Below are 21,926 nucleotides of genomic sequence, written 5' to 3'. Positions count from 1 at the left end.
AAGAGGGTGATCGCGGGTTGGCGGCGATCAGCCGGGAAAGGCGCTCGCCCAATCGCCCTCAAACGCCGCCTGCGCGGCGCGCGCGATCGACCGCGTCGCGTCGGAATCGTGCGCCAACGCCTCGGAAAACCCCAATTTTGCCGCGATTAGCCGCGCCAGCACCGCGTGTGCGTCGTCCGTTGCGGCAAGATCGGCGAGGGCGGTGCCCGCCGGGTCGAGGATCGGCACGCCCGCCCGTGCGCGCTGCATCAAAAAGGCGATCCAGCAGCCGAGCGCGGCCAGCACATGGCGCGGCAACCGGCCCTGCGCGCGCTGCGCGGCCAGCGTATCGCCGAGTCGATAGGGGATTTTCTGGCTGCCATCGGCGGCGATCTGCTCCAGCCGGTGGACGATTGCGGGGTTTCGGAAGCGGGCCAGCACCGCCGCACGATAGCCATCGAGATCGAGCCCGGCGACGGGCGGCAAGGTCGGGATGATGTCGTCGCGGATCATCGTATCGATGAAGTCCGCCAGCGTGGCATCACCCATCGCATCGGCCACGCTGGCATGGCCGCGCAACAAACCGGCATAAGCCAGCGTCGAATGCGACCCGTTGAGGATGCGCAGCTTCGCTTGTTCATAGCCGGCAACATTGTCGGTCAGCGTCGCTCCGGCGCGGCCCAACGCCACGCAGACCGGATCGCCCAGATCCTCGATCACCCATTGCGTGAACGCCTCCCGCTGCACGGCGGCGCGGTCCTCGACGCCCAGCACGTCCGCGACATCGGCATAGAGCGCGTCGTCCGACGCAGGGGTGATCGAATCGACCATCGTGCCGGGCACGCGCACCTGCGTGGCGATCCACGCCGCCAGCTCCGGCGTCTGCGCCTCGGCAAAGCGGATCAGCGCGGCCCGCACTTTGGCTCCGTTATTGGCGAGGTTGTCGCACGGCATCACCATGAACGGTGCTATCCCGCGCGCGTGGCGCGCGGCGAGCCCAGCGACGATCCACCCGATCACGCTGCGCGGCACGGCGGGAGCCGCGAGATCGTGCGCGATGTCGGGATGCGTCAGATCGAGCGTGCCGTCTGCGGCGAGGCAATACCCCTTCTCGGTCACCGTCGTCGTCACCAGCCGCACCGCCGGGTCGGCGAGCAGCGCGAGCGTCTGCTCCGCGTCGTCGGGGCCCAGAAAGCGGCTATGCGCGCCGATGATGCGATAGGCAGGCGCGATGTCGCGGACGGCGAGCGTGTACAGCCCTTGTTGCTCGGTCAGCGCCGCAACCGTTGCTGCGCTGCGCAGCGACACCGCAGCAATGCCCCAATCGGGCTCGCTGTCGAGCAGCGTATCGATATACGCCGCCTGGTGCGCGCGGTGAAACGCACCGGGGCCGAAATGGACGATCCCGGTGGTTGGCGGTGCGGAGCGATTGGGGCGAGTCACGCGTGCTGGCACAAGATCGAGCGTGCCATATCCCAAACGCGTCATAAGGTTACGCCCCGCTTCCAGATTGCGATTTCGCGCTCGCCATTACGCTCGGCAGCGGTCGCCGCGCCAGACGCAATCGCGCACACGCGCGTGGCCAGCGCCTGCGCCACGGCGTCGAAACCGTGATCGAGCACTTCGCCCGCGTCGAAATCGATCCAGCCCGGCTTGCGCGTGGCGAGTGCGCTGTTCGACGCGATCTTGAGCGTCGGCACCGGGAAGCCGAGCGGCGTTCCCCGCCCGGTGGTGAACAGAATGGCGGTCGCCCCTGCGGCGGCCAGCGCGGTGCAGGATACGGCATCGTTGCCCGGTGCCTCGAGCACGGTGAGCCCCCGCCCGCCGACGCGCGCGCCATAGGGGAGAACATGCGAGACCGGTGCGCGTCCGGCCTTTTGCACCGCACCGAGCGATTTTTCCTCAAGCGTGGTGATGCCCCCCGCGACATTGCCGGGCGAGGGATTCTCCGACACCGGTTCGCCATGGTCGAGGAAATAGTGTTTGAAATCATTGACCATCGTGACGATGCCGTCGAACACGCTTTCGTCGACTGCGCGGTCCATCAGCAGGCGTTCCGCGCCGAACATTTCCGGGATTTCGGTTAGCAACACGCTTCCGCCCGCCGCGACCACGCGCTCGCTGATGCGGCCGACCAGCGGGTTGGCGGTGAGGCCCGACAAGCCATCGGACCCGCCGCATTTCACCCCAAGCACCAGCCGGTCGAGCGCGACGGTGCTGCGCTGGCTGCGGGCGAGCGCGACCAGTTCGGCGACCTTGGCCAGGCCCTCGTCAATCTCGTCCCCGGCCAATTGCGTGACGAGCGTGCGGATGGCGGGGCGGCGCGCTTCGGGAATTTCGCGCAGCAAGGCGTCGACTTGGTTCGATTCGCACCCCAGACCGACGATCAGCACGCCGCCGGCATTGGGGTGGCACGCGAGCGCCGCCAGAATGCTGCGCGTCCCGTCAAGGTCGTCGCCAAGCTGCGAACAGCCAAAGGGATGGGTGAAGGCGTGGACGCCATCGACCGTGCCATCCGCGCCATCGCCGACCAGGGCGGCATTGGCCTGTGCGGCGATGCGCGTCGCGGTGCGCGCGACGCAGCCGACCGTCGGCAAGATCCAGATTTCATTGCGCGTGCCCACGCGCCCGTCCGCGCGCACATAGCCTTCAAAAGTCGCTGTTTCCTCGGGTTCGCGCGTTGGCGCGGGGGCCTTTGGCGTGAAGCGATAGGCGAGCGTCCCGTCGAGCGCGGTCGCCAGATTGTGCGAATGGACGTGCGCGCCGACTGCGATGGCGGCGGTGGCGGTGCCGATCGGAAAGCCGAACTTCACCACCGGCGCGCCCGCCGCGATGGGCCTGATCGCAATCTTGTGGCCGCTTGGCGTATCGGTCAGCGCCGGAATGCTGCGGCCGTCGAAGGTGACGGCATCGCCCGCCAGCACGGGCTCGACCAAGGTTACGACGCTGTCGTCGGGATGCACCAGAAGGGCTTTTGCCACGCGCGTCGCTCGCTTGTTGGTAACCGGTATCATCGCTCTGCCCCAGCCGACCGGCGCTTGGCAAGGGGCGCCCGATATCGCGGCGGTGCGCGCCCGGACTAGCCAAGCCCGCCATCCTGGGGTTAAGCCGACCGCATGAAAAGCAGCGGTCAACCGACGATCAACGATGTTGCGCGGATCGCGGGCGTTTCCAAAAAGACCGTCAGCCGCGTCATCAACCGCTCGCCCTTGCTCAATGACGACACCCGGCGGCGCGTCGAGGATGTGATCGGCGAACTCGGCTATATTCCCAATCCGCAGGCGCGTGCGCTCGCGCTGCGCCGCAATTTCCTGATCGGGCTCGTCCACGACAACCCCAATGCGCAAATGGTGATGAATGTGCAGCAGGGGATTTTGGAGGCGCTGCACGGCACCGAATTCGAACTGGTGGTGCGCCCGGTCGATCGCGGATCGGCGACGATGCTGGTCGACCTGCGGCACTTTCTGGAACGCCAGCGCTTGTTCGGGCTCGTCCTGCTGCCGCCGATCAGCGAGAATGACACGATCGCCAAATTGTGCGCGGAAATCGGCTGCCGCTATGTCCGCATGGGGTCGGCCCCGCTCGACGATAACGATCATATGGTCGCCTCCAATGATTGCGAGGCGGTGCGCGCCGCGACCGAATATCTGATCGATCAGGGGCACCGCCGGATCGGCTTGATCGCCGGGCCGCATGGCTTCCGTTCGGCGCGCGAGCGCCGTTTGGGCTTTGAGGAAGCGCTGAGCAAAGCCGGCATCGCGCTCCCGCGCAGCATGATTGCGGATGGCAATTATACCTTCGAGTCCGGCTTGACCGCAGCCGAGCGGTTGCTCGACCTGATGCCGCGCCCGACCGCCATCTTTGCCAGCAATGATGAAATGGCGGCGGGCGTGATGCATGCCGCACGGCAGCGCGGGCTCGATATTCCGAAGGATCTGTCGATCGTCGGCTTCGACGATACGCCCGTCGCGGCGCATGTCTGGCCGCCATTGACGACGGTACGCTGGCCGATCGCATCAATGGCGCGCTCGGCCGCGCTAAAGCTGACGGCGGGGCTGGACGGGGAAGCGATTGTCGAGGAACCGTCGCTGTTCCTGTCGACGCTGATTCGGCGCGGTTCGGTGGCGGCACCGAGCGCCTAGCGGGCGTCGATTAACGGGCTTGCGACGCAAGCTGACACCGGTTACCAGAGCCCGCATAAAACAGTGCGGGGAGGGAGAATGACAATGGCACGGCCGCTCGACCTGAACCCCGATCGCCTGTTTCCGAGCGATCCAACGACGCGGGCCATTGCGCGCACGCTTTACGCGGAAATCGCGGACCTGCCGATCGTCAGCCCGCATGGCCACACCGATGCCGGATGGTTTGCCGACGACACCGCCTGGACCGACGCGACCGCGTTGCTGCTCGCGCCCGATCATTACATTTTCCGGATGCTCTACAGCCAGGGCATCGACCTCGACGCGCTCGCCATTCCGCGCCGCAGCGGCACGCCCGCGACCGATCCGCGCGCGGCATGGCGGGTGTTCGCGCAGCACCTGCATCTGTTTCGCGGCACGCCTTCGCGCATGTGGCTCGACCATGTCTTTGCCGAGGTGTTCGGGTTCGAGGTGGCGCTCGGGGCTGATACTGCCGACCTGTATTTCGATACGATCGCCGAGAAGCTGGCCAGCCCGGCCTTCCGCCCGCGCGCGCTGTTCGATCGCTTCAAGATCGACTTTCTGGCGACGACCGAGGGGCCGCAGGACGATCTGGGCGCGCACCACCGCATCCGCGCCTCGGGCTGGGGCGGGCGCGTCGTCACGACCTATCGCCCCGATGGCGTCATCGATGTCGAGCATGAGCACTTCGCGGGCGCAATGACGCGCTTTGCCGAGCTGACCGGCGAAGATGTCTATAGCTGGAAGGGCTATCTCGCCGCGCACCGCAAGCGCCGGGCGGATTTCCGTGCGGCGGGCGCGACCGCGACCGATCACGGTCACCCGACCGCCGCGACCGCCAATCTGTCCCCGGTCGAAGCCGAAGCCTTGTTCGGCAAGATCGTCGGTGGCCGCTGGACCCCCGCCGATGCCGAGCTGTTCCGCGCGCAGATGTTGACTGAAATGGCGGCGATGTCGGTCGAGGACGGGATGGTGATGCAAATCCACCCCGGCTCGTTCCGCAACCACAATGCCGGGCTGTTCGCGAGCCATGGCCGCGACAAGGGGGCCGACATCCCCATGCGCACCGATTATGTCCATGCGCTGAAGCCGCTGCTCGATCGTTTCGGCACCTCGACCGAACTGTCGATCATCCTCTTCACGCTCGACGAGAGCGTGTACGCGCGCGAGCTGGCCCCGCTGGCCGGGCATTATCCGTGCCTGAAATTGGGGCCGTCCTGGTGGTTCCATGACAGCCCCGAGGGGATGCGCCGCTTCCGCCAGATGACCACCGAGACGGCGGGTTTCTACAACACCGTCGGCTTTAACGATGACACGCGCGCCTTCCTGTCGATCCCGGCGCGGCACGATGTCGCCCGACGCGTCGATTGCGGATTCCTCGCGCGCCTAGTGGCCGAGCATCGCCTTGCGGATTGGGAAGCCGCCGAACTGGCGCAGGAACTGACCAGCGGCCTCGTCCGCCGCGCTTATCGTATCGATTCCCCCGAAATCGCCGCCAAAGCGGCCTGACCCCCGGAGAGCCCCATGTTCGACCGCACTTATTACGCCACGCATCCCGACATGATGGAATGCGTTTCCAATGAGGAATTGCGCGATCGCTATTTGATCCAGGACCTGTTCCGCGCCGGGGAATGCGTGCTGAATTACACCCATGCCGATCGCTTCGTGATTGGCGGCGTGGCCATTGCCGATGCCGCCGTGAAACTGCCCGACCAGACCGAGCCGGCGTCTGCTGCCGGACACCCGTTTCTGGAGCGGCGCGAGCTGGCGGTGGTCAATGTCGGCAGCGCGACCGGCACCGTCACGGTCGATGGCGAGGTGTTCACACTCGGCAACAAGGATTGCCTGTACGTGACGATGGGCGCGAAGGACGTGGTGTTTTCCGGCGAAGGCGCGCGTTTCTATCTGGCGTCGTGCCCGGCGCACAAGGCGTTCGCGACGCGCGTGATTTCGGTTGCCGACGCGACCAAGCTGGAGCGCGGCAGCCTGGAGGAATCGAACGAGCGGACGATCTACCAGATGGTCATCCCCGGCATTTGCGACAGCGCGCAATTGGTGATGGGGCTGACGGTGCTGAAGCCGGGTTCGGTGTGGAACACGATGCCGCCGCACATTCATGAACGCCGCAGCGAAATCTATTTCTACTTCGAACTGGATGGGCCGAACGACCGGGTGTTCCATTATATGGGCGAAGGCGAGGCGCTGCGGCACATCGTGATGGCCAATGAGGAAGCGGTGATTTCCCCGCCCTGGTCGGTGCATATGGGCTCGGGCACCAAGGCCTATGCCTTTATCTGGGCGATGGCGGGCGAGAATCAGGATTATACCGATATGAGCGTGCTGGATATTTGCCAGCTGGCGTAACGCCCCCCTCCCGCGCGCGGGAGGGGCTGGGGGAGGGCATGCTCGCAGGTCCTTCCCATTCCCTCCCCTAACCCCTCCCGCAAGCGGGAGGGGAAAGGAATGAAACATGACCAATCCCTTCGATCTCACCGGCAAGGTTGCCGTCGTCACCGGGGCCAATACCGGCATCGGCCAGGCGATTGCGGTAGCGCTGGCGGCGGCTGGCGCGGATGTGGCCTGTGTCGGGCGGACACCGGCTGAGGACACGGTGGCGCAGATCCGCGCGTTGGGGCGCCGCGCCGAAATCATTTCCGCCGATCTCTCCACGATCGAGCCTGTGCAAAGGGTTGTGGATGAGGCTGTGGATAAGCTCGGCGGTCTCGATATTCTCATCAACAATGCCGGCATCATCCGCCGCGCCGATGCGGTCGATTTTACCGAGGACGATTGGGATGCGGTGATCGACACCAATCTCAAATCGGTGTTCTTCCTGTGCCAGGCGGCGGGGCGGCACATGATCGCGAAAGGGGCCGGCAAGATCGTCAATATCGCGTCGATGCTGACCTTTCAGGGCGGCATTCGCGTGCCGAGCTATACCGCGTCCAAGAGCGGCATTGGCGGGCTGACCAAGCTGCTCGCCAATGAATGGGCGGGCAAGGGCATCAACGTCAATGCGATTGCGCCGGGCTATATCGCGACCAACAATACCGCGGCTTTGCAGGCTGACGAGACGCGCAACCGCTCGATCCTCGAGCGCATTCCGGCGGGCAAATGGGGCGATCCCTCCGATCTGGGCGGCGCGGCGGTGTTTCTGTGCAGCCGTGCGGCGGACTATGTGCAAGGGCATATTCTGGCGGTCGATGGCGGTTGGCTGGCGCGATAAGGGAGCCTCATCGTCACCCCGGGCTTGTCCCGGGGACCACCGCGCCGCAAGCGTGCGACCGATTTGAGGAGTGGACCCCGGCACAAGGCCGGGGTGACGCGAGAGGGTAGGGTAATGACGTTTCTGGCCTTTGGGGAAATCATGCTGCGCCTCTCGCCGCCGGGGCGTGAGTTGCTGTTGCAGACGCCCAAGCTCGACGTGTGGGTGGCCGGGGCCGAGGCCAATGTCGCGGGTGCGCTCGCCCGGCTTGGCCATGACGTCGCCTTTGCGAGTGCCGTGCCCGACAATGATCTGGGCCGCGCGGCGCTGACTTATTTGCGCGGCGCAGGCGTCGATACTGTCGGCATCCAGCTTCGCGGCGATCGCATGGGGCTGTATTTCGTCACCTCGGGTGCCGGCTTGCGCGCGACCGAAGTGATTTACGACCGCGCTGGGTCCTCCTTTGCCGAAATGCCGAGCGACGCCTGGGATTGGGACACGCTGCTGCACGGCGTCGACCGGTTGCATTTGTCGGGCATTACCCCGGCGCTCGGGCCGGTGCCCGCTGCCAGCGCGATCGCGGCGGCGCAGGCGGCGGCGGCGCGCGGGATTGCGGTGTCGTTCGACGGCAATTGGCGCGGCAAATTGTGGGAGAGTTGGGATAGCGATCCGCGCGGCATCCTGACGCAGCTCGTCGCCGAGGCCGATTTGCTGTTCGGCAACCACCGCGACATCGCCTTGCTGCTCGGCCGCGATTTTGGCGGCGAAGGCGAGGGGCGGCGGCGCGAGGCGGTGGACGCGGCCTTCGCGGCGTTCCCCAAGCTGCAGACGATCGCCTCGACCGCGCGGCATGTCGAGCATGTCGATCTTCATCGGCTATCGGCGCGGGTCGATACCCGGACAGAATCGGCGCAGACCGAGGAAGTCGTGCTTGCCGGGATCGTCGACCGGATCGGCGGCGGTGATGCCTTTGCGGCAGGCGTACTGCACGCGCTGCGCCGGGGCGGCGACAGTGCCGAGGCGGCCCGCACCGGGCTTGCGCTGGCCGCGCTCAAACACTCGCTGCCGGGCGATGCGAGCCTGTTCCGCCAGGCCGATATTGACGCCTATCTCGCAGGCGGGCTGGATGTCCGGCGCTGAGCTGACCCGCCGCGCGCTGATCGGCAGCGGCGCGGCAGCGCTGGCCGCCGCCGCCACACCGTTGCGCGCGACGCTGGCCCCGCCGGTTGCGTGCGCGGCGGGGCGCTTCCTCGGTACGGCAGAGGCGAACGGGATCCGCGCCTATCGCGGCATCCGCTACGGGCGGGCCGAACGCTTTCGCGCGCCGACGCCGTTCGTATACGGGCCTGCGCCGCACCCGGCCGACCGCTTCGGCCCGGTCGCCCCGCAAGCGGGCGGCACCTATGGCCCGCAAAGCGAGGATTGCCTGTTCCTCAACATCTGGACCGCGCGGCCGGATCGCGCGGCCAAGCTGCCGGTGATGCTCTACATCCACGGCGGGGCCTATTCGGGCGGCAGCGTGACCGATCCGCTCAACGACGGCGCGGCCTTGGCGGCACGCGGCGATGTCGTGGTGGTGACGGTCAACCACCGGCTCAACGCCTTTGGCTATCTCTATCTCGCACGGCTCGATCCGCGCTTTCCCGATAGCGGCAATGCCGGGCAGCTCGACCTGATCCTGGCGCTGCAATGGGTGCGCGACAATGTCGCGGCGTTCGGCGGCGATCCGGGGCGGGTGATGGTGTTCGGCCAATCGGGCGGCGGGGCCAAGATCGCGACGATGCTGGGAATGCCCGCCGCCAAGGGGCTGTTTCACCGCGCCGCCACGATGAGCGGGCAACAAGTCACCGCCTCGGGCCCGCTCAACGCGACCGCACGCGCACGGGCCTATCTCGCTCGGCTCGGCGTGGATGCGGGCGACCTGTCGCCGTTGTTGACGATGCCGCAGGATCGCCTGGTGGCCGCGCTTGACGCTATCGACCCGATCCTCGGCGGTGGCGTTTATTTCGGGCCGGTGCTCGATATGAAATGGCTCACACGGCATCCCTTCTGGCCCAATGCCAACCCGCACGGGCTCGGCATCCCGATGATCCTGGGCAATGTCCGCGATGAGACGCGCGGCTTTCTCTCGCCCGACTCGGATAAGGTGCGCGGGCTCACCTGGGACAATGTCGCTGCGCGGATTGCCCCCGAATTGCGCATCGACATCCTGCCCGAATGGGTGGTGGCGCAGTATCGCACGCACTTCCCCGATTGGTCGCCGACCGAAGTGTTTTACGGCGCGACCACCGCCGGGCGGAGCTGGCGCGGGCAAGTGATCGAGGCGGAAGCGTGCGCGCAGGCTGGGGCTCCGGCCTTTGTCTATCAGGTCGATTTCACGTCGCGGCTCGACCCCCGGCGCGGTGCCTTTCACACCATCGACATCCCGCTGGTGTTTGGCACGATCGGCGCGAAGGGCTCGCACACCGGCACCGGAGCGGATGCGCAGGCGGCCTCGCAGGCGATGCAGAACAGCTTCGTCGCCTTTGCGCAAACGGGTGACCCCAATCACACAGGGTTGCCGCAATGGCCCCGCTACGATCTGCCGCAACGTGCGACGATGGTGTTCGACACGGTGCCGCATCGCGAGGACGATCCCCGCCGCTGGCAGCGCGAACTGTTTGCGCGCGTTCCGTATATTCAGCCGGGCACATAAGCCAAAAAGCTGATTGACACCGGTTACCAAACGCGACATTTAAGCGTCAGGACGAGTTGCCAGAGAGCGACCGTTGGGCAGGAGAGGAGCGATGCGCCGCGAAAGTGCGCCTTTCCCTTCTTCCGCCCGCCACTCCGCCGCCGATTCGCCGGCGCGGCATGGCTACCGGTGTCAATCGGCGTTGCACGGCTGCGACGCCAAGGGGGGATGAAGAATGCGCAAGATTTCTGCGGCAGCGACGGTGCAGCACGGTGTCTCGGCAGGCGCGCTTGCGCTCGCACTGTTCTTGCCGGGCGTTGCCCTGGCGCAGACCGAGCCAACGCCGCCTGCGCCCGCGACCGAGGATACCGGGCAGGACATCGTCGTGACCGGCTTCCGCCAGTCGCTTCAGGCTGCACTCAACGTGAAGAAGAACTCGGTCGCTGCGGTCGATTCGATCGTCGCCGAAGACATTGCGAAGTTCCCCGACCAGAACCTGGCCGAATCGCTGCAGCGCATCCCCGGCATCTCGATCCAGCGCGATGGCGGCGAAGGCCGCGCGATCACCGTGCGCGGGCTTGGCGCGCAATTCACCCGCGTCCGCGTAAACGGCATGGAGACGGTGGCGACCTCGACCGACGGTGCCAGCGCCAACCGCGACCGCGCGTTCGACTTCAACGTGTTTGCGTCCGAACTGTTCAGCTCGCTGGTGGTTCACAAGACCGCCGAAGCCTCGCTCGACGAAGGCTCGCTGGGCGCGGTCGTCGATCTCAACACCGGCAACCCGCTTGGCGGCAAGAAAGCCGGCTTCTCGGGCGCGCTGTCGATGCAGGGGTCGTATAACGATCTCGCCAAGACCGTCGGACCGCGCGTTGCCGGGCTGTTGTCGTGGCGGAACGAGGCGGGCACCTTCGGGGCATCGGTGTCGGCGGCCTATTCCAAGGTCAACACGCTCGAACTCGGCAACAACACCACGCGCTGGGCGCAGGCGCAGTTCGACTCGGTCAATGGTACGCCATGCTATTACAACACCACCGGTACTGGTGCGGCACAGGCCTTCACCACCCCCGCTGCCAATAGCGGCGGCGTCTATCGGCAGAGTGCGGCGTGCGACAAAGCAGCCCAGGCCTTCCATCCGCGCATCCCGCGCTACGGCGTGATCAAGCATGATCGCGAGCGCCTCGGCATCACCGCCAGCGTGCAGTTCGCGCCGACCGACCAGACCAAGATCTCGATCGACGGCCTCTATTCCAAGTTCAAGGAAACCCGCGAGGAGCAATGGCTCGAAGTGCTGGCGCGCAGCAACGAGCGTTCGATCGACCTCGTCAATCCGGTCTATGACGCGAACAACAACATCGTCTCGGCGACGCTGAACGACGCGTATAATCGCAACGAGCATTATCTGCGCAAGTCGAGCACCGAATTCTATCAGATTGGCGGCACCTGGGATCAGGATGTGAGCGACAAGTTCCGCTTCACGCTGTTGGGCGGTCTGTCGAAATCGGATGCGAACATCCCGGTTGAAACGACGATCCTGCTCGACAACAAGGCGGCGCAGGGCTTCAAATACGACTATACCAACATGTCGAACCCGACGCTGACCTATGGCAGCAGCGTGACCGACCCGAGCGCCTATCAGCTGTCCGAAATCCGCGATCGTCCGTCGGATACCGTCAACAAATTCCGCACCGTGCAATTGCGCACCGAATGGGATGTGGCCGAGGGGTTCCAGGTCAAGGCGGGCGGCGTCTATCGCAAGTTCACCTTCGATACGGTCGGCTTCACCCGCGATACCGTGGTGTGCGGCAATGGCGGCAAGGATCTGGTGCTTGGCACGCTGACCTGCTCGCCGACATCGGCGATTGCGCCGGGTTCGGTCTATGGTTTCCCGGTGACGGCGGCGCTGACCGATCTCGTCAATCTCGGTTCGGCTGGGCAATCGGCGGGGACGACCTCGCAATATGTCGTGGCCAACATTCCCGCCGCCGCCGCTTTGACCAACCTCTATAGCCGTGCGTTGACCCCCGATGCCGGCAATACCCGCAGTGTCTCGGAAGAGGTGAAGGGCGGCTATCTCGAATTCGATACCAAGGGCGAACTGTTCGGCCTGCGCTATGCCTTCAATGCGGGCGTGCGCTATGTGAAGACCAACCAGGTTTCGACGGGCATCATCAACAGCGCGACCCTGACGGTTAAGCGGGACTATGATGACTGGCTGCCCGCGCTCAACCTGGCCTTTTATCCGACCGAGAACATCATCGTGCGCGGCGCGGTGGCCAAGGTGATGACGCGCCCGACGCTTGGCAATCTGACGCCGGGCGGATCGGCGGATGGCAACAATTATAAGATCACCAACGGCAATCCGTTCCTCGATCCGTTCCGCGCGACCGCTTATGATCTGGCGATCGAATGGTATTTCGCGCCGCAGTCGATCGCGTCGATCGCGGTGTTCAAGAAATCGATCGACAGCTTCCCTGTGTCCAACAGCGTCACGCAGACGCTGGCCGAGGCGGGGCTGACGCGCGACGTGCTGCTGCCGAGCTCGGCTGGCTATATCAAGAACGATCCCAACCAGCTCTACACCGTCTCCAATACGATCAACGGCACCGGTGCCTCGCTGAAGGGCATCGAGCTTTCGGTCCAGGCACCGTTCAAATTCCTGCCCGGCTTCCTGAAGAACTTTGGCGGCATCGCCAACGCGACCTTCATCGACAGCACGGCCGGCTATGGCGTGGTTGGGCCATCGACGCTGGTCTGCGCAACGCAGTTTACCTGCAAGCTCGTCGCGCCGAGCGCGGTGCAGCGGACCTCGACGCTGTTCGGCCTGTCGAAGAAAGCGTTCAACGGCACGCTCTATTATGAAGACGCCAAGTTCAGCGCGCGCGGTTCGATCAGCTATCGCGGGCCGTATGTTGACCAGAATAGCGGCACCGGCAACGTGTTCGAGGGCTATGCCGCGACCACCAATTTCGATGCCTCGGTGCGCTATCGCCTGACCAAATGGCTCGAGGTTTCGGTCGAGGGCACCAACCTGACCGACACCTATCGCTATCGCTACACCGATCTCGACGCGAACCGGAATTATGAGAACAACCATTTCGGCCGCACCATCCTGTTCGGTGCGCGCGTGAAGATGTAAGTCTGGACCACCCTTCCTCTCCGTTCGGGCGTTGCCAATGCTATGGCGACGCCCGTTCGTTTTTCAGGAGCATGCCCGTGATCGACCGCCGCAGCGCCATTCTCGGAACCTTGGCGAGCGGGTGGGCGGCGAGCGGGTGGTCGGCGCGCGGGCTGGCGCAGACGCCGCCGCCGCGAGTTGGCGGTGCCGCACCGGCGACGGCGCTGCCCGAACCCGACGAAACGATCGACCTGTGGCCCAAGGGTGCGCCGGGCGCGCCGCCGACGCTGCCGGTGGAGACGGTCGACGAACGCAGCAAGGATCACGCGCTGAACGACCGTGCGGTGCAGGGCATCAGCCGACCGCGCCTGGTCGTGTTTCGCCCGCGCACGCCCAATGGCGCGGCGCTGCTGGTGACGCCGGGCGGGGGCTATCGGTTGGTGGTGATCGACAAGGAAGGCTATGAGATCGGGCGCTGGCTCGCGGCGCGCGGGTTCACGGTGTTCGTGCTGTTTTACCGGCTGCCTGGGGATGGCTGGGCGGCAGGGCCGGACGTGGCGCTGGCCGATGCACAGCGCGCGATGCGGCTGATCCGCGCGCGCGCGGCGGATTATGGCATCGTGCCCGAACGCGTCGCCGCGATGGGCTTTTCGGCGGGCGGGCATGTCTGCGGCGATCTGGCGACGCGCTTCGACGCGCCGGTCTATGCGCCGGTCGATGCCGCCGACCGCCTGAGCGCGCGACCGTGCCTCGCCGCGCCAATCTATGCCGTGCAGTCAATGGCGGCGGAAGTGGCGCATGCTGGGTCGCGCGCGCTGCTGCTGGGGCCATCGCCGAGTGCTGCGCTGGAACGCGCGCACTCGACCGCCGCCAATGTCTCGCCACGCACGCCGCCCTGCTTCCTGCTCCATGCCGAGGATGATCGGGTGGTGAAGGTGGAGAACACGCTCGCGTTCCGCGCAGCGTGCGCGCGCGCGGCCGTGCCGGTGGAGATGCACCTGTTCGCCCAGGGCGGGCACGGCTTTGGCCTGCGCGGCACAGTCGGCAAGCCGGTGGCGGCGTGGCCGGAGTTGTTCCTGGGCTGGGCGCGGGCGCAGGGGTTTGGGTGACACCTCTTCATGGGGAATTTCGCGCGAGGGTTGGGCGGCTTGACTGCCGCTCCTCAAACCCTTCCCGAGAAACAGGACTTGCCCCTGTGCCGATCGACCGGCACCTTGCGCTAGGCCCGAGCGGTGCAGTTCGGTGAACGGGGGGAACATCATGACATCAGCATTTGGCCTTTGCGCAGCCGCCACCGCGTTGCTGGCGCTGCCGGGGACGGCGATGGCGGCGGGCATAACGTATGATTGCGACACCGCCGCCAACCATTTTTCCGAATTGAGCCTGCCGACCAGCGGCGTGCGCTTCACCGTTTCCGGCCATGTCCAGATGAACGCGATGGCGGCAAGCAAAACCTATGTGCCGCTCGCGCGGCTCCAGATCGCCGCTGCGGTCGCGCCGGGGGAAAGCCCGAAGGAATATGTCGGGTTCACGCTGTCCGCGCTTGCGGCGGACCCCAAGAAGACGCCGTCGGGCGCGGCGGCGGTGCCGATGTTGGCGTATAGTGTCAGCGGCAAGGATGACGATCTGCTGAGCTTCTCGATGCTGGAGAAACCCTTCATCCTCCAAACCTTCTCGCTATCCTATGATGGCAGCACGGTGGTGGTAAATTTGGGCAAGGAGTCCAAGAGCTTCCCGTTGAAGGTGGCGGAGCCGGTGGTGCGGATCGTCTGTTCTACGGGCGAATTTCTGTTCACCGATCTTGCGATCAAGGCGGGGGGCTAAGCAACAAGCCGTTCGGGCTGAGCTTGTCGAAGCCCTGCTCTCAGCAGGCGAAGCGATCGCGTGCGGAGAGCTGCCCTTCGACAGGCTCAGGGCGAACGGAGGTGGGTTCGCTTACCCCGCCAACAGCCCATGCTCGATCTTCGGCAGCACATGCCGCGCGAACAGATCAGCTTCGGCGGCGTGGGGGTAGCCCGAGAGGATGAACGCCTCGATCCCCATGGAGCGATAGGCGTTGAGCTTGGCGAGCACTTGATCGGGATCGCCGACGATCGCCGCGCCGCAGCCGGAGCGGGCGCGGCCGATGCCGGTCCACAGGTTCGCCTCGGCATAGCCGTCATCACCCGCATTTTCGCGCAGCGCGGCTTGCGCGGCGACGCCGGCCGACTGCGAATCGAGCGATTTGGCGCGGATCGCGGCACCCTCGGCGGCGTCGAGCTTGGACAGCAGGCGGTCGGCGGCGGTGCGCGCTTCGGCTTCGGTCTCGCGCACCACGACATGCGCACGATAGCCGAATTTGAGCGTGCGGCCGTAAGCGGCGGCGCGCGCGGTCATGTCGGCGATGATCGCGGCGACGGCTTCCTGCCGGTCGGGCCACATCAGGAACACGTCGGCACCCTTGGCAGCGGCGTCGCGCGCATCGGGCGAGAGGCCGCCGAAATAAAGCAAGGGGGCCTTGCCCGAGACGGTACGCAGGCGCGGCGGATCCAGCTTCAGCTTCCAGAACTCGCCATCATGGTCGAGCGGCTCGCCGTTGAGCAGCGTTTTCAGAATGTGCATCGCCTCGACCGTGCGGGCGTAGCGCGGCGCTGAGGCGAGCGTCTCGCCGGGCATGTCCGACGAGATGATATTCACGCGCAAGCGACCGCCCAGCATCTGGTCGATCGTCGCGATCTGGCGGGCGAGTTGCGGCGGCCAGCTTTCGCCGACGCGCACCGCCATCAACAGCGCGAGGCGGCGCAGCAGCGGCGCGATACCGGCGGCAAAGGCGGTGGTGTCGATGCCCAGCGCATAGCCCGAGGGCAGCAGGATATTGTCGAAGCCGCCGGTCTCCGCCTGCAGCACGATGTCGCGGCAATGCGCCCAGCTCGATTGCAAATGCGCATCGGGGACGCCGAGAAATTCGTAATCGTCATCGCACAGCGCAGAGAACCAGCTGATTTCGCAGGGCGGCAGCGCGCTCATGGCAGGCGCTCCCCACGCGATGCGACCAAAACGTCATACCAGCTCTGGCGGGTGAAGCGGACCTTATAGACTTCGCCAATCTCGGCGATGCGGTCGAGATTCTGCGTGCCGACGATCGGGATCGGGCGCGCCGGGTGGGCCATGATCCAGGCATAAGCGGCGGCGGCGCGGGAGACGCCAGCCTGTTGTGCTACGACGTCGAGCGCGACCGCGACCGCCTTCGACCGGTCGTCCTCGGGCGCGCCGATGCGTCCGCCGCCGAGCGGCGACCAGGCGAGCACCGCGATATCGCGCTCCATCGCCAGATCGAGCAGGCCGGTTTCGATCGGCCCCAGTTCGAGCGGCGACAGTTCGGGCTGGAGGCTGGCGAGCGGGATCGTCAGGAACGATTCGAGCGCGCGGGTCTGGGCGAGCGTAAAGTTCGACACGCCGACCGAGCGGACCTTGCCGGCGCGGACCATATCCTCGAGCGTACGCGCGACTTCCTGCGGATGGGCGAGGATGTCGGGGCGGTGGATCTGGTAGAGATCGACCTGATCGACGCCGAGTCGCGCAAGCGAAGCGTCGAGCGCTTGGCCGAGATAGGCCGCGCTCTGGTCATACGGGACGGGTGGGCGGATGCCGCCCTTGGTCGCCAGCACCATTTGTGCGGCGAGGCCGGGGGCTTCGGCGAACACCTTGCCGAGCAGCGTTTCGGCGTCGCCAAAGCCGCCAACGCCATCGAATCCATAGATATCGGCGGTGTCGAACAGCGTCACTCCGGCGGCGAACGCAGCCTCGATTCGCGTCCGTGCTTCTGCCACGGTAGCGGTGGCGAAACGCCACATGCCCCAGGCGATCGGGCTGACCTGCACTCCGCTCTTGCCGAGGGGACGCAATTCGGGTGTAAGTGTGATTTCAGACATCGCTGTCATATAAAGGTGAACATGTTGGGAGAGCAAGTCCGATACGGTCTGGTCGGCACCGGGATGATGGGCGTCGAGCACATCACCAACCTGGCGATCACGCCGGGCGCGGTGGTGACGGCGCTGGCCGATCCGGTGGCGGAATCGATCGGTTGGGCGACGAGCGCGCTGGGCGATCGGGCGGGCCCGGCGACGGTGTTCGACTCGGTCGAGGCGCTGGCGGCAAGCGGACTGTGCGACGCGGTGATCGTGGCGAGCCCCAATTACACGCACCGCCGCGTGCTGGAGCCATTGTTCGACGCCGGGCTCCATATCCTGTGCGAAAAGCCGGTGGCGACGACGCTCGATGATTGCCGCTGGATCGTGGAACGCGCCGCGCAGACCGACCGCGTGTTCTGGACCGCGATGGAATATCGCTACATGCCGCCGGCGGCCGCCTTTATCGAGGAAATCCGCAGCGGCGCGATCGGGCGGTTGCAGATGCTGTCGATCCGCGAGCATCGCTTTCCATTCCTGGTCAAGGTCGCCGACTGGAACCGTTTCAACCGCAATACCGGCGGCACGATGGTGGAGAAATGCTGCCACTTCTTCGATTTGATGCGGCTGATCACCGGCAGCGAGGCGGTGCGCGTCTATTGTTCGGGCGCGATGGACGTGAACCATCTCGACGAGCGTTATGGCGGCGAGACCCCCGACATTATCGACAATAGCTATACCACGGTGGATTTCGCGAACGGCGTGCGGGCGCTGCTCGATTTGTCGATGTTCGCCGATGGCGCGGAAAATCAGGAGGAGATTACCGCAGTCGGCGATAAAGCGCGGCTCGACGTGCTGATCCCCGAAGGCGCTTTGGTGCATGCGCCGCGCGTCGGCTTCCGCAATGCCAAGCGGGTGACGCGGCGGGTGGTCGAGGTCGACCAGGCCGCGCTCGCCGCCGGGAGCCATCACGGATCGACCTTCTATGAACATCAGCGCTTCAACGCGGCGGTGCGCGGGGCGGGGCCGGTCGAGGTTACCGCGACCGATGGCATGATGGCGGTCGCGATCGGCACCGCCGCCGAGATCAGCGCACGCGAGCACCGTGTGGTGGAGATGGCCGAACTGGGGTTCTGAGACCAAGCCCAGCTTTACGGCGGAAAAGTATGACAGCGATGTCCGCCGCGCAAAAAGAATAATACCCATCGAAAAGATGGGATTTCTGAGGAGGGATAGGATGAAAGCATTGTACCTGACGGGCGCGGCGGCGCTGGCATTGGTGTCAGCCGCACCGAGTTTCGCGCAGACCGCGCCTGCCCCTGCGGCGTCCGAGGACGCGCCCGGGGACATCATCGTCACCGCGCAGAAGCGCTCCGAACGGTTGCAGGACGTGCCGCTCGCCGTCACCGTGGTGTCCGGCGATGCGATCGCCGCGCAGGGCAAGACCAGCCTGGAGGGCGCGCAATATCTGGTGCCGTCGCTCAATTTCCTGAAATCGGGCACGACGCTCAACCAGTCGCTGTTCCTGCGCGGGGTCGGCACCTCGACCTTCTCGATCGCGGGCGAGCCATCGATTTCGACCGTGGTCGACGGCGTGGTCTACAGCCGCGCGGGCGAGGCGTTTGGCGACCTGGTCGATGTCGACCAGATCGAAGTGCTGCGTGGGCCGCAAGGCACGCTGTTCGGCAAAAATGCGAGCGCCGGCGTCATCAACATCATCTCGAAAAAGCCGACGAGCACGTTTGGCGGCTATGTCGAGGACGGGTTCTTCAGCGACAGCGAATATCGCGCACGCGCCGCGATTAATGTGCCGCTGGGCGAGTATGTGCGCTCGCGCCTGACCGGCTTCTACACCAATTATGACGGCAACATCCGCAACGTCACCACTGGCAAGCTGGTCAACGGCTTCGAACATTATGGCGGGCGCTTGCAGGTCGATGCCGATGCCGGACCCAATGTGAAGCTCGCCTTCATCGCCGATTATCACCGCAACAATGACGATTGCTGCGGTGAAGTGATCGCGACCGGGCCGATCAACACCGCAACGGGAGCGGTGACCACCAATGCGTCGACAGCAGCGCTGCCAACGCCACGCGGCACCGACACCCGCGAACTCGCGCAGAATTTGACGACGCGGACCAAGGAGACCGGCTACGGCTTCTCGCTCCAGGCCGACATCCAGGCGGGCACGCAGACGGTCACGTCGATCACCGCCTATCGCAACTACAAAAATACCGAGATCCGCGACGGCGATTTCCTGCCCGCGGCCTATATCGGTTTCAACCAGCTCCACGATTTCGGGCCGCAGACCGGCGACACGTTCAGCCAGGAAATCCGGCTGACCTCGCCGGGGCATCAGTTCCTCACCTATGTGCTCGGGGCCTATTATTCGCGCGCCGCGAGCGAGCGGGTGTTCACGCGCAACGATCAGGTGTGCACCGCAGCGGTAACGCCGGCACCGACCGCGCTGACGCCGTGCTCGAGCGCGTCGGCCAACCCCTCGACCTTCCCTACCGGCACCGCCGATTTCGGCTCGGTGTTCAAGAATGTCGCGCTGTTCGGGCAGGGCACGCTTAACATCAGCGATCGTTTCCGCCTGATCGGGGGCTTGCGCTACACCGTCGATCAGCTCGATGTGTTCCATTCGCGCGCCACCACGCTCGCGGGGCCGGGGATCAACGCCAATTTCGATCAGGGCGTGTATAACGAATATGTCCGGCTGATTGGGATCGGCGTCTCGGCGACGACTGCGGCATCGCAGGCGGTGAGCGCGTCCAACGGCGTGCCGTTCCGCGCGAAAGCGACCAACGAGAATCTGTCGGGCAAGGCGGGTGTGCAATACGACATTTCGCACGGCTCGACCGCGTATGCGACCTATGCGCGCGGCTATAAGGGCCCGGCGTTCAACGTGTTCTACAATCTGACCGCGACCGGCACCAATGTGATCGCGCCGGAAACGTCCGATTCCTATGAGATCGGCCTGAAGAACACGCTGCTCGGCGGCAAGCTGACGCTCAACCTCGCCGCATTCTACGCCAAATATAAGAATTTTCAGGCGAACAATCCGGATCTGGTCGCGGGCGTGGTCGTCACGCGCTTCACCAATGCGGGCGACGTCTCGACACGCGGTGTGGAGCTGGACGCGACGTTGCGGCCGGTGCGCGACTTGAGCATCACAGGGGGTGCCGCCTATACCGACGCGCATGTCGACAAGTTCAACGCGCCAGCCGGTTCGGCGACGATCCCGGCGGGAACCCCGCTCGGCTTTGCGCCTAAGTGGAAGGGCAATGTCAGCGTCGATTACCGGGTACGCACCGGCGGCTTTGCCGATGTGCTGCTCGGCGCGCAGGGCTCGTATCAGAGCAGCGAGCTTGGCTTGTTCTCGGCCGATGCGGTGCAGCGGCAATTGGGGACGATCGGGGCGTATAGCCTGGTCAACCTCAGCGCCGGGCTGGTCAGCAAGGACGATCGTTACAAGCTGACCTTCCAGGTGCGCAACCTGTTCGACAAGAGCTTTGCCGCATCGATCATCAATGGCGGGCCGGGGCAAGCCTATCGCTACCAGATCCCGCGCGACGCCGATCGCTATTTCGGGGTGACCGGGCGCGTGACGTTCTGATTCTGTGAACCCTCCCCCGCAGCGCGGGGGAGGGTGTTTCAGTGTGCGACGATCACGTCGGCACTGCGCTCGCCGACCGGTACGATCACCGGGATCAGCAGGTGGATCGCCAGCAGCGCGGTAAGGTACGACCCTGCGCAAATCGCGAGCGCGGGCGCATAGCCCCAGCCATGTTCGAGCGCATAGGCCTGGAACGCGATCATCCCAACCGAGCAGAGATTGCCGCAAAAGGCCGCGATCCCGATCCGGCTGCCGACCGCGCGGGCCGGGGTAATGTCGGTCGTGACGCCAAACACGTTGGTCGAAAACCCCTGATGCGCGAACAGTACCAGACCGAGCAGCAGCGCCGCCGCCCACGGACTTTCGACCGATTGGACGAACACCACCGGCAGCACGAGCACGGCATAGCCCAGCATCGTCATCTTGCGCGCGCGGTTGACGCTCCACCCGTGCGCAATCAGCCGCGTCGGCAGATAGCCGCCGGTCAGCGCGCCGCACGCCGCCATCCCGTAGACAAGCGCGATCGGTAGCCCCAGCGTGCCCTGCGCCAGCCCGAACAGCCGGTGGAACAGGTCGGGCAGCCAAAGCAGCATGAAGAACCACACTTGGTCCGAGAGAATCTTCGCGATCGCGATCGCGGCGGTCTCGCGCGAGCGCAGGATGCTGAGCCACGGCACGGGCGCGGGGGCCACGGCGTCGAGCGCGACCGGCTTGACCCGGAGCGCCAGCCACACGCCGACCCACAGCACGCCGAGCCCACCCGCAAGCAGGAACGCCGCTTGCCAGCCATAAGCGACCGCGAGCGCGGGGATGAACAACGGGGTGACGATCGCGCCGACATTGGGCGCGATATTGCCGATGCCGAGCGCAAGCTGGCGATCCTTATGGTTGAAATAGGTCGCGGCGGTCTTCACCGCCGCTGGCGTGCCGACCGATTCGGCGATGCCGAGCACAATGCGGGCAGCGAAGAATGCGGGAACGGTCGCGGCAAACGCATGCGCCATCCCGGCCAGGCTCCAGACCAGCACGCCGAGCGCGAACCCGAGCCGAAGCCCGACCCGGTCGAGGAACCAACCGGTCCCAAGAAAGGCGAAGGCCGTCGCAACCTGAAACGCCATGCCGAGCGTGGCGTAATCCCGGTTGGACCAGCGAAACTGCGCCTCGAGCGTGGGTTTGAGGAGCGCCAGGATCTGGCGATCGACGTAATTCAGCATCACCGCCACGAACACCATCGCCACGATGATCCAGCGTGCTGCGCCGCCGCGTAGTGCCATTTTATCCGCT

At 65.6% G+C, this 21,926-nt stretch carries 16 protein-coding genes; 11 read left to right on the top strand and 5 right to left on the bottom strand.

Annotation, left to right across the window (positions count from 1 at the left end):
• Positions 1–27: 27 nt before the first annotated feature.
• Complete coding sequence (locus H4W01_RS16995; RefSeq protein ID WP_209612590.1) at positions 28–1,467, bottom strand: mannitol dehydrogenase family protein; 1,440 nt, start codon at positions 1,465–1,467, stop codon at positions 28–30.
• The gene (locus H4W01_RS16990; protein ID WP_209612589.1) at positions 1,464–2,993 is read right to left on the bottom strand and encodes a UxaA family hydrolase; all 1,530 of its coding nucleotides are present in this window, start codon (positions 2,991–2,993) and stop codon (positions 1,464–1,466) included. The genes H4W01_RS16995 and H4W01_RS16990 overlap by 4 nt, the downstream gene beginning before the upstream one ends.
• 102 nt (positions 2,994–3,095) lie before the next feature.
• On the opposite strand from H4W01_RS16990, the gene H4W01_RS16985 reads away from it, so the two are divergent.
• The 9 genes from H4W01_RS16985 (at position 3,096) to H4W01_RS16945 (ending at position 14,960) form a co-directional block, all read left to right on the top strand.
• The gene (locus tag H4W01_RS16985; protein ID WP_209612588.1) at positions 3,096–4,121 is read left to right on the top strand and encodes a LacI family DNA-binding transcriptional regulator; all 1,026 of its coding nucleotides are present in this window, start codon (positions 3,096–3,098) and stop codon (positions 4,119–4,121) included.
• Positions 4,122–4,205: 84 nt separating this feature from the next.
• Entirely contained in the window at positions 4,206–5,648 is a 1,443-nt protein-coding gene (gene uxaC / locus H4W01_RS16980) for a glucuronate isomerase (protein WP_209612587.1), read from the top strand.
• 15 nt (positions 5,649–5,663) lie between these two features.
• Entirely contained in the window at positions 5,664–6,503 is an 840-nt protein-coding gene (kduI, locus tag H4W01_RS16975) for a 5-dehydro-4-deoxy-D-glucuronate isomerase (RefSeq protein ID WP_209612586.1), read from the top strand.
• Positions 6,504–6,609: 106 nt separating this feature from the next.
• Positions 6,610–7,365: a 2-dehydro-3-deoxy-D-gluconate 5-dehydrogenase KduD gene (gene kduD, locus H4W01_RS16970; RefSeq protein ID WP_209612585.1), complete on the top strand. Its 756-nt coding sequence runs from the start codon at positions 6,610–6,612 to the stop codon at positions 7,363–7,365.
• Positions 7,366–7,479: 114 nt separating this feature from the next.
• Complete coding sequence (locus tag H4W01_RS16965; protein WP_209612584.1) at positions 7,480–8,484, top strand: sugar kinase; 1,005 nt, start codon at positions 7,480–7,482, stop codon at positions 8,482–8,484.
• Positions 8,471–10,039, top strand: a complete 1,569-nt coding sequence (locus H4W01_RS16960) for a carboxylesterase/lipase family protein (protein ID WP_209612583.1) — start codon at positions 8,471–8,473, stop codon at positions 10,037–10,039. Before H4W01_RS16965 ends, H4W01_RS16960 begins: the two co-directional genes overlap by 14 nt.
• Positions 10,040–10,253: 214 nt before the next feature.
• Positions 10,254–13,157: a TonB-dependent receptor gene (locus H4W01_RS16955; protein ID WP_209612582.1), complete on the top strand. Its 2,904-nt coding sequence runs from the start codon at positions 10,254–10,256 to the stop codon at positions 13,155–13,157.
• Positions 13,158–13,234: 77 nt separating this feature from the next.
• Positions 13,235–14,245 carry an alpha/beta hydrolase gene (locus tag H4W01_RS16950; protein WP_334685321.1) on the top strand — a complete coding sequence of 337 codons (1,011 nt, stop codon included), beginning with the start codon at positions 13,235–13,237 and terminating at the stop codon, positions 14,243–14,245.
• Between the two features lie 151 nt (positions 14,246–14,396).
• Positions 14,397–14,960: a hypothetical protein gene (locus tag H4W01_RS16945; RefSeq protein ID WP_209612580.1), complete on the top strand. Its 564-nt coding sequence runs from the start codon at positions 14,397–14,399 to the stop codon at positions 14,958–14,960.
• Between the two features lie 111 nt (positions 14,961–15,071).
• On the opposite strand, the gene H4W01_RS16940 is transcribed toward H4W01_RS16945, so the two are convergent.
• Together H4W01_RS16940 and H4W01_RS16935 are read right to left on the bottom strand one after the other, a co-directional pair.
• On the bottom strand, positions 15,072–16,142 hold the full coding sequence (locus H4W01_RS16940; RefSeq protein ID WP_209612579.1) for an LLM class flavin-dependent oxidoreductase: 1,071 nt from the start codon (positions 16,140–16,142) through the stop codon (positions 15,072–15,074).
• Entirely contained in the window at positions 16,139–17,047 is a 909-nt protein-coding gene (locus tag H4W01_RS16935) for an aldo/keto reductase (protein ID WP_209612578.1), read from the bottom strand. The genes H4W01_RS16940 and H4W01_RS16935 overlap by 4 nt, the downstream gene beginning before the upstream one ends.
• Before the next feature lie 21 nt (positions 17,048–17,068).
• Here H4W01_RS16935 and H4W01_RS16930 point away from each other — a divergent pair, with 21 nt between their 5' ends.
• Together H4W01_RS16930 and H4W01_RS16925 are read left to right on the top strand one after the other, a co-directional pair.
• Complete coding sequence (locus H4W01_RS16930; RefSeq protein ID WP_209613422.1) at positions 17,069–18,160, top strand: Gfo/Idh/MocA family protein; 1,092 nt, start codon at positions 17,069–17,071, stop codon at positions 18,158–18,160.
• Between the two features lie 100 nt (positions 18,161–18,260).
• Positions 18,261–20,642: a TonB-dependent receptor gene (locus H4W01_RS16925; protein ID WP_209612577.1), complete on the top strand. Its 2,382-nt coding sequence runs from the start codon at positions 18,261–18,263 to the stop codon at positions 20,640–20,642.
• Positions 20,643–20,680: 38 nt separating this feature from the next.
• Here the strand turns inward: H4W01_RS16925 and H4W01_RS16920 are convergent, their stop codons facing one another.
• Complete coding sequence (locus H4W01_RS16920) at positions 20,681–21,916, bottom strand: MFS transporter (RefSeq protein WP_209612576.1); 1,236 nt, start codon at positions 21,914–21,916, stop codon at positions 20,681–20,683.
• Between the last annotated feature and the right edge of the window lie 10 nt (positions 21,917–21,926).

The sequence above is a fragment of the Sphingomonas sp. PL20 genome, assembly GCF_017875905.1.
Classification (GTDB): domain Bacteria; phylum Pseudomonadota; class Alphaproteobacteria; order Sphingomonadales; family Sphingomonadaceae; genus Sphingomonas; species Sphingomonas echinoides.
The sequence above is the reverse complement of the archived record's forward strand: the minus strand, read 5'-3'. Positions and strand labels throughout refer to the sequence as shown.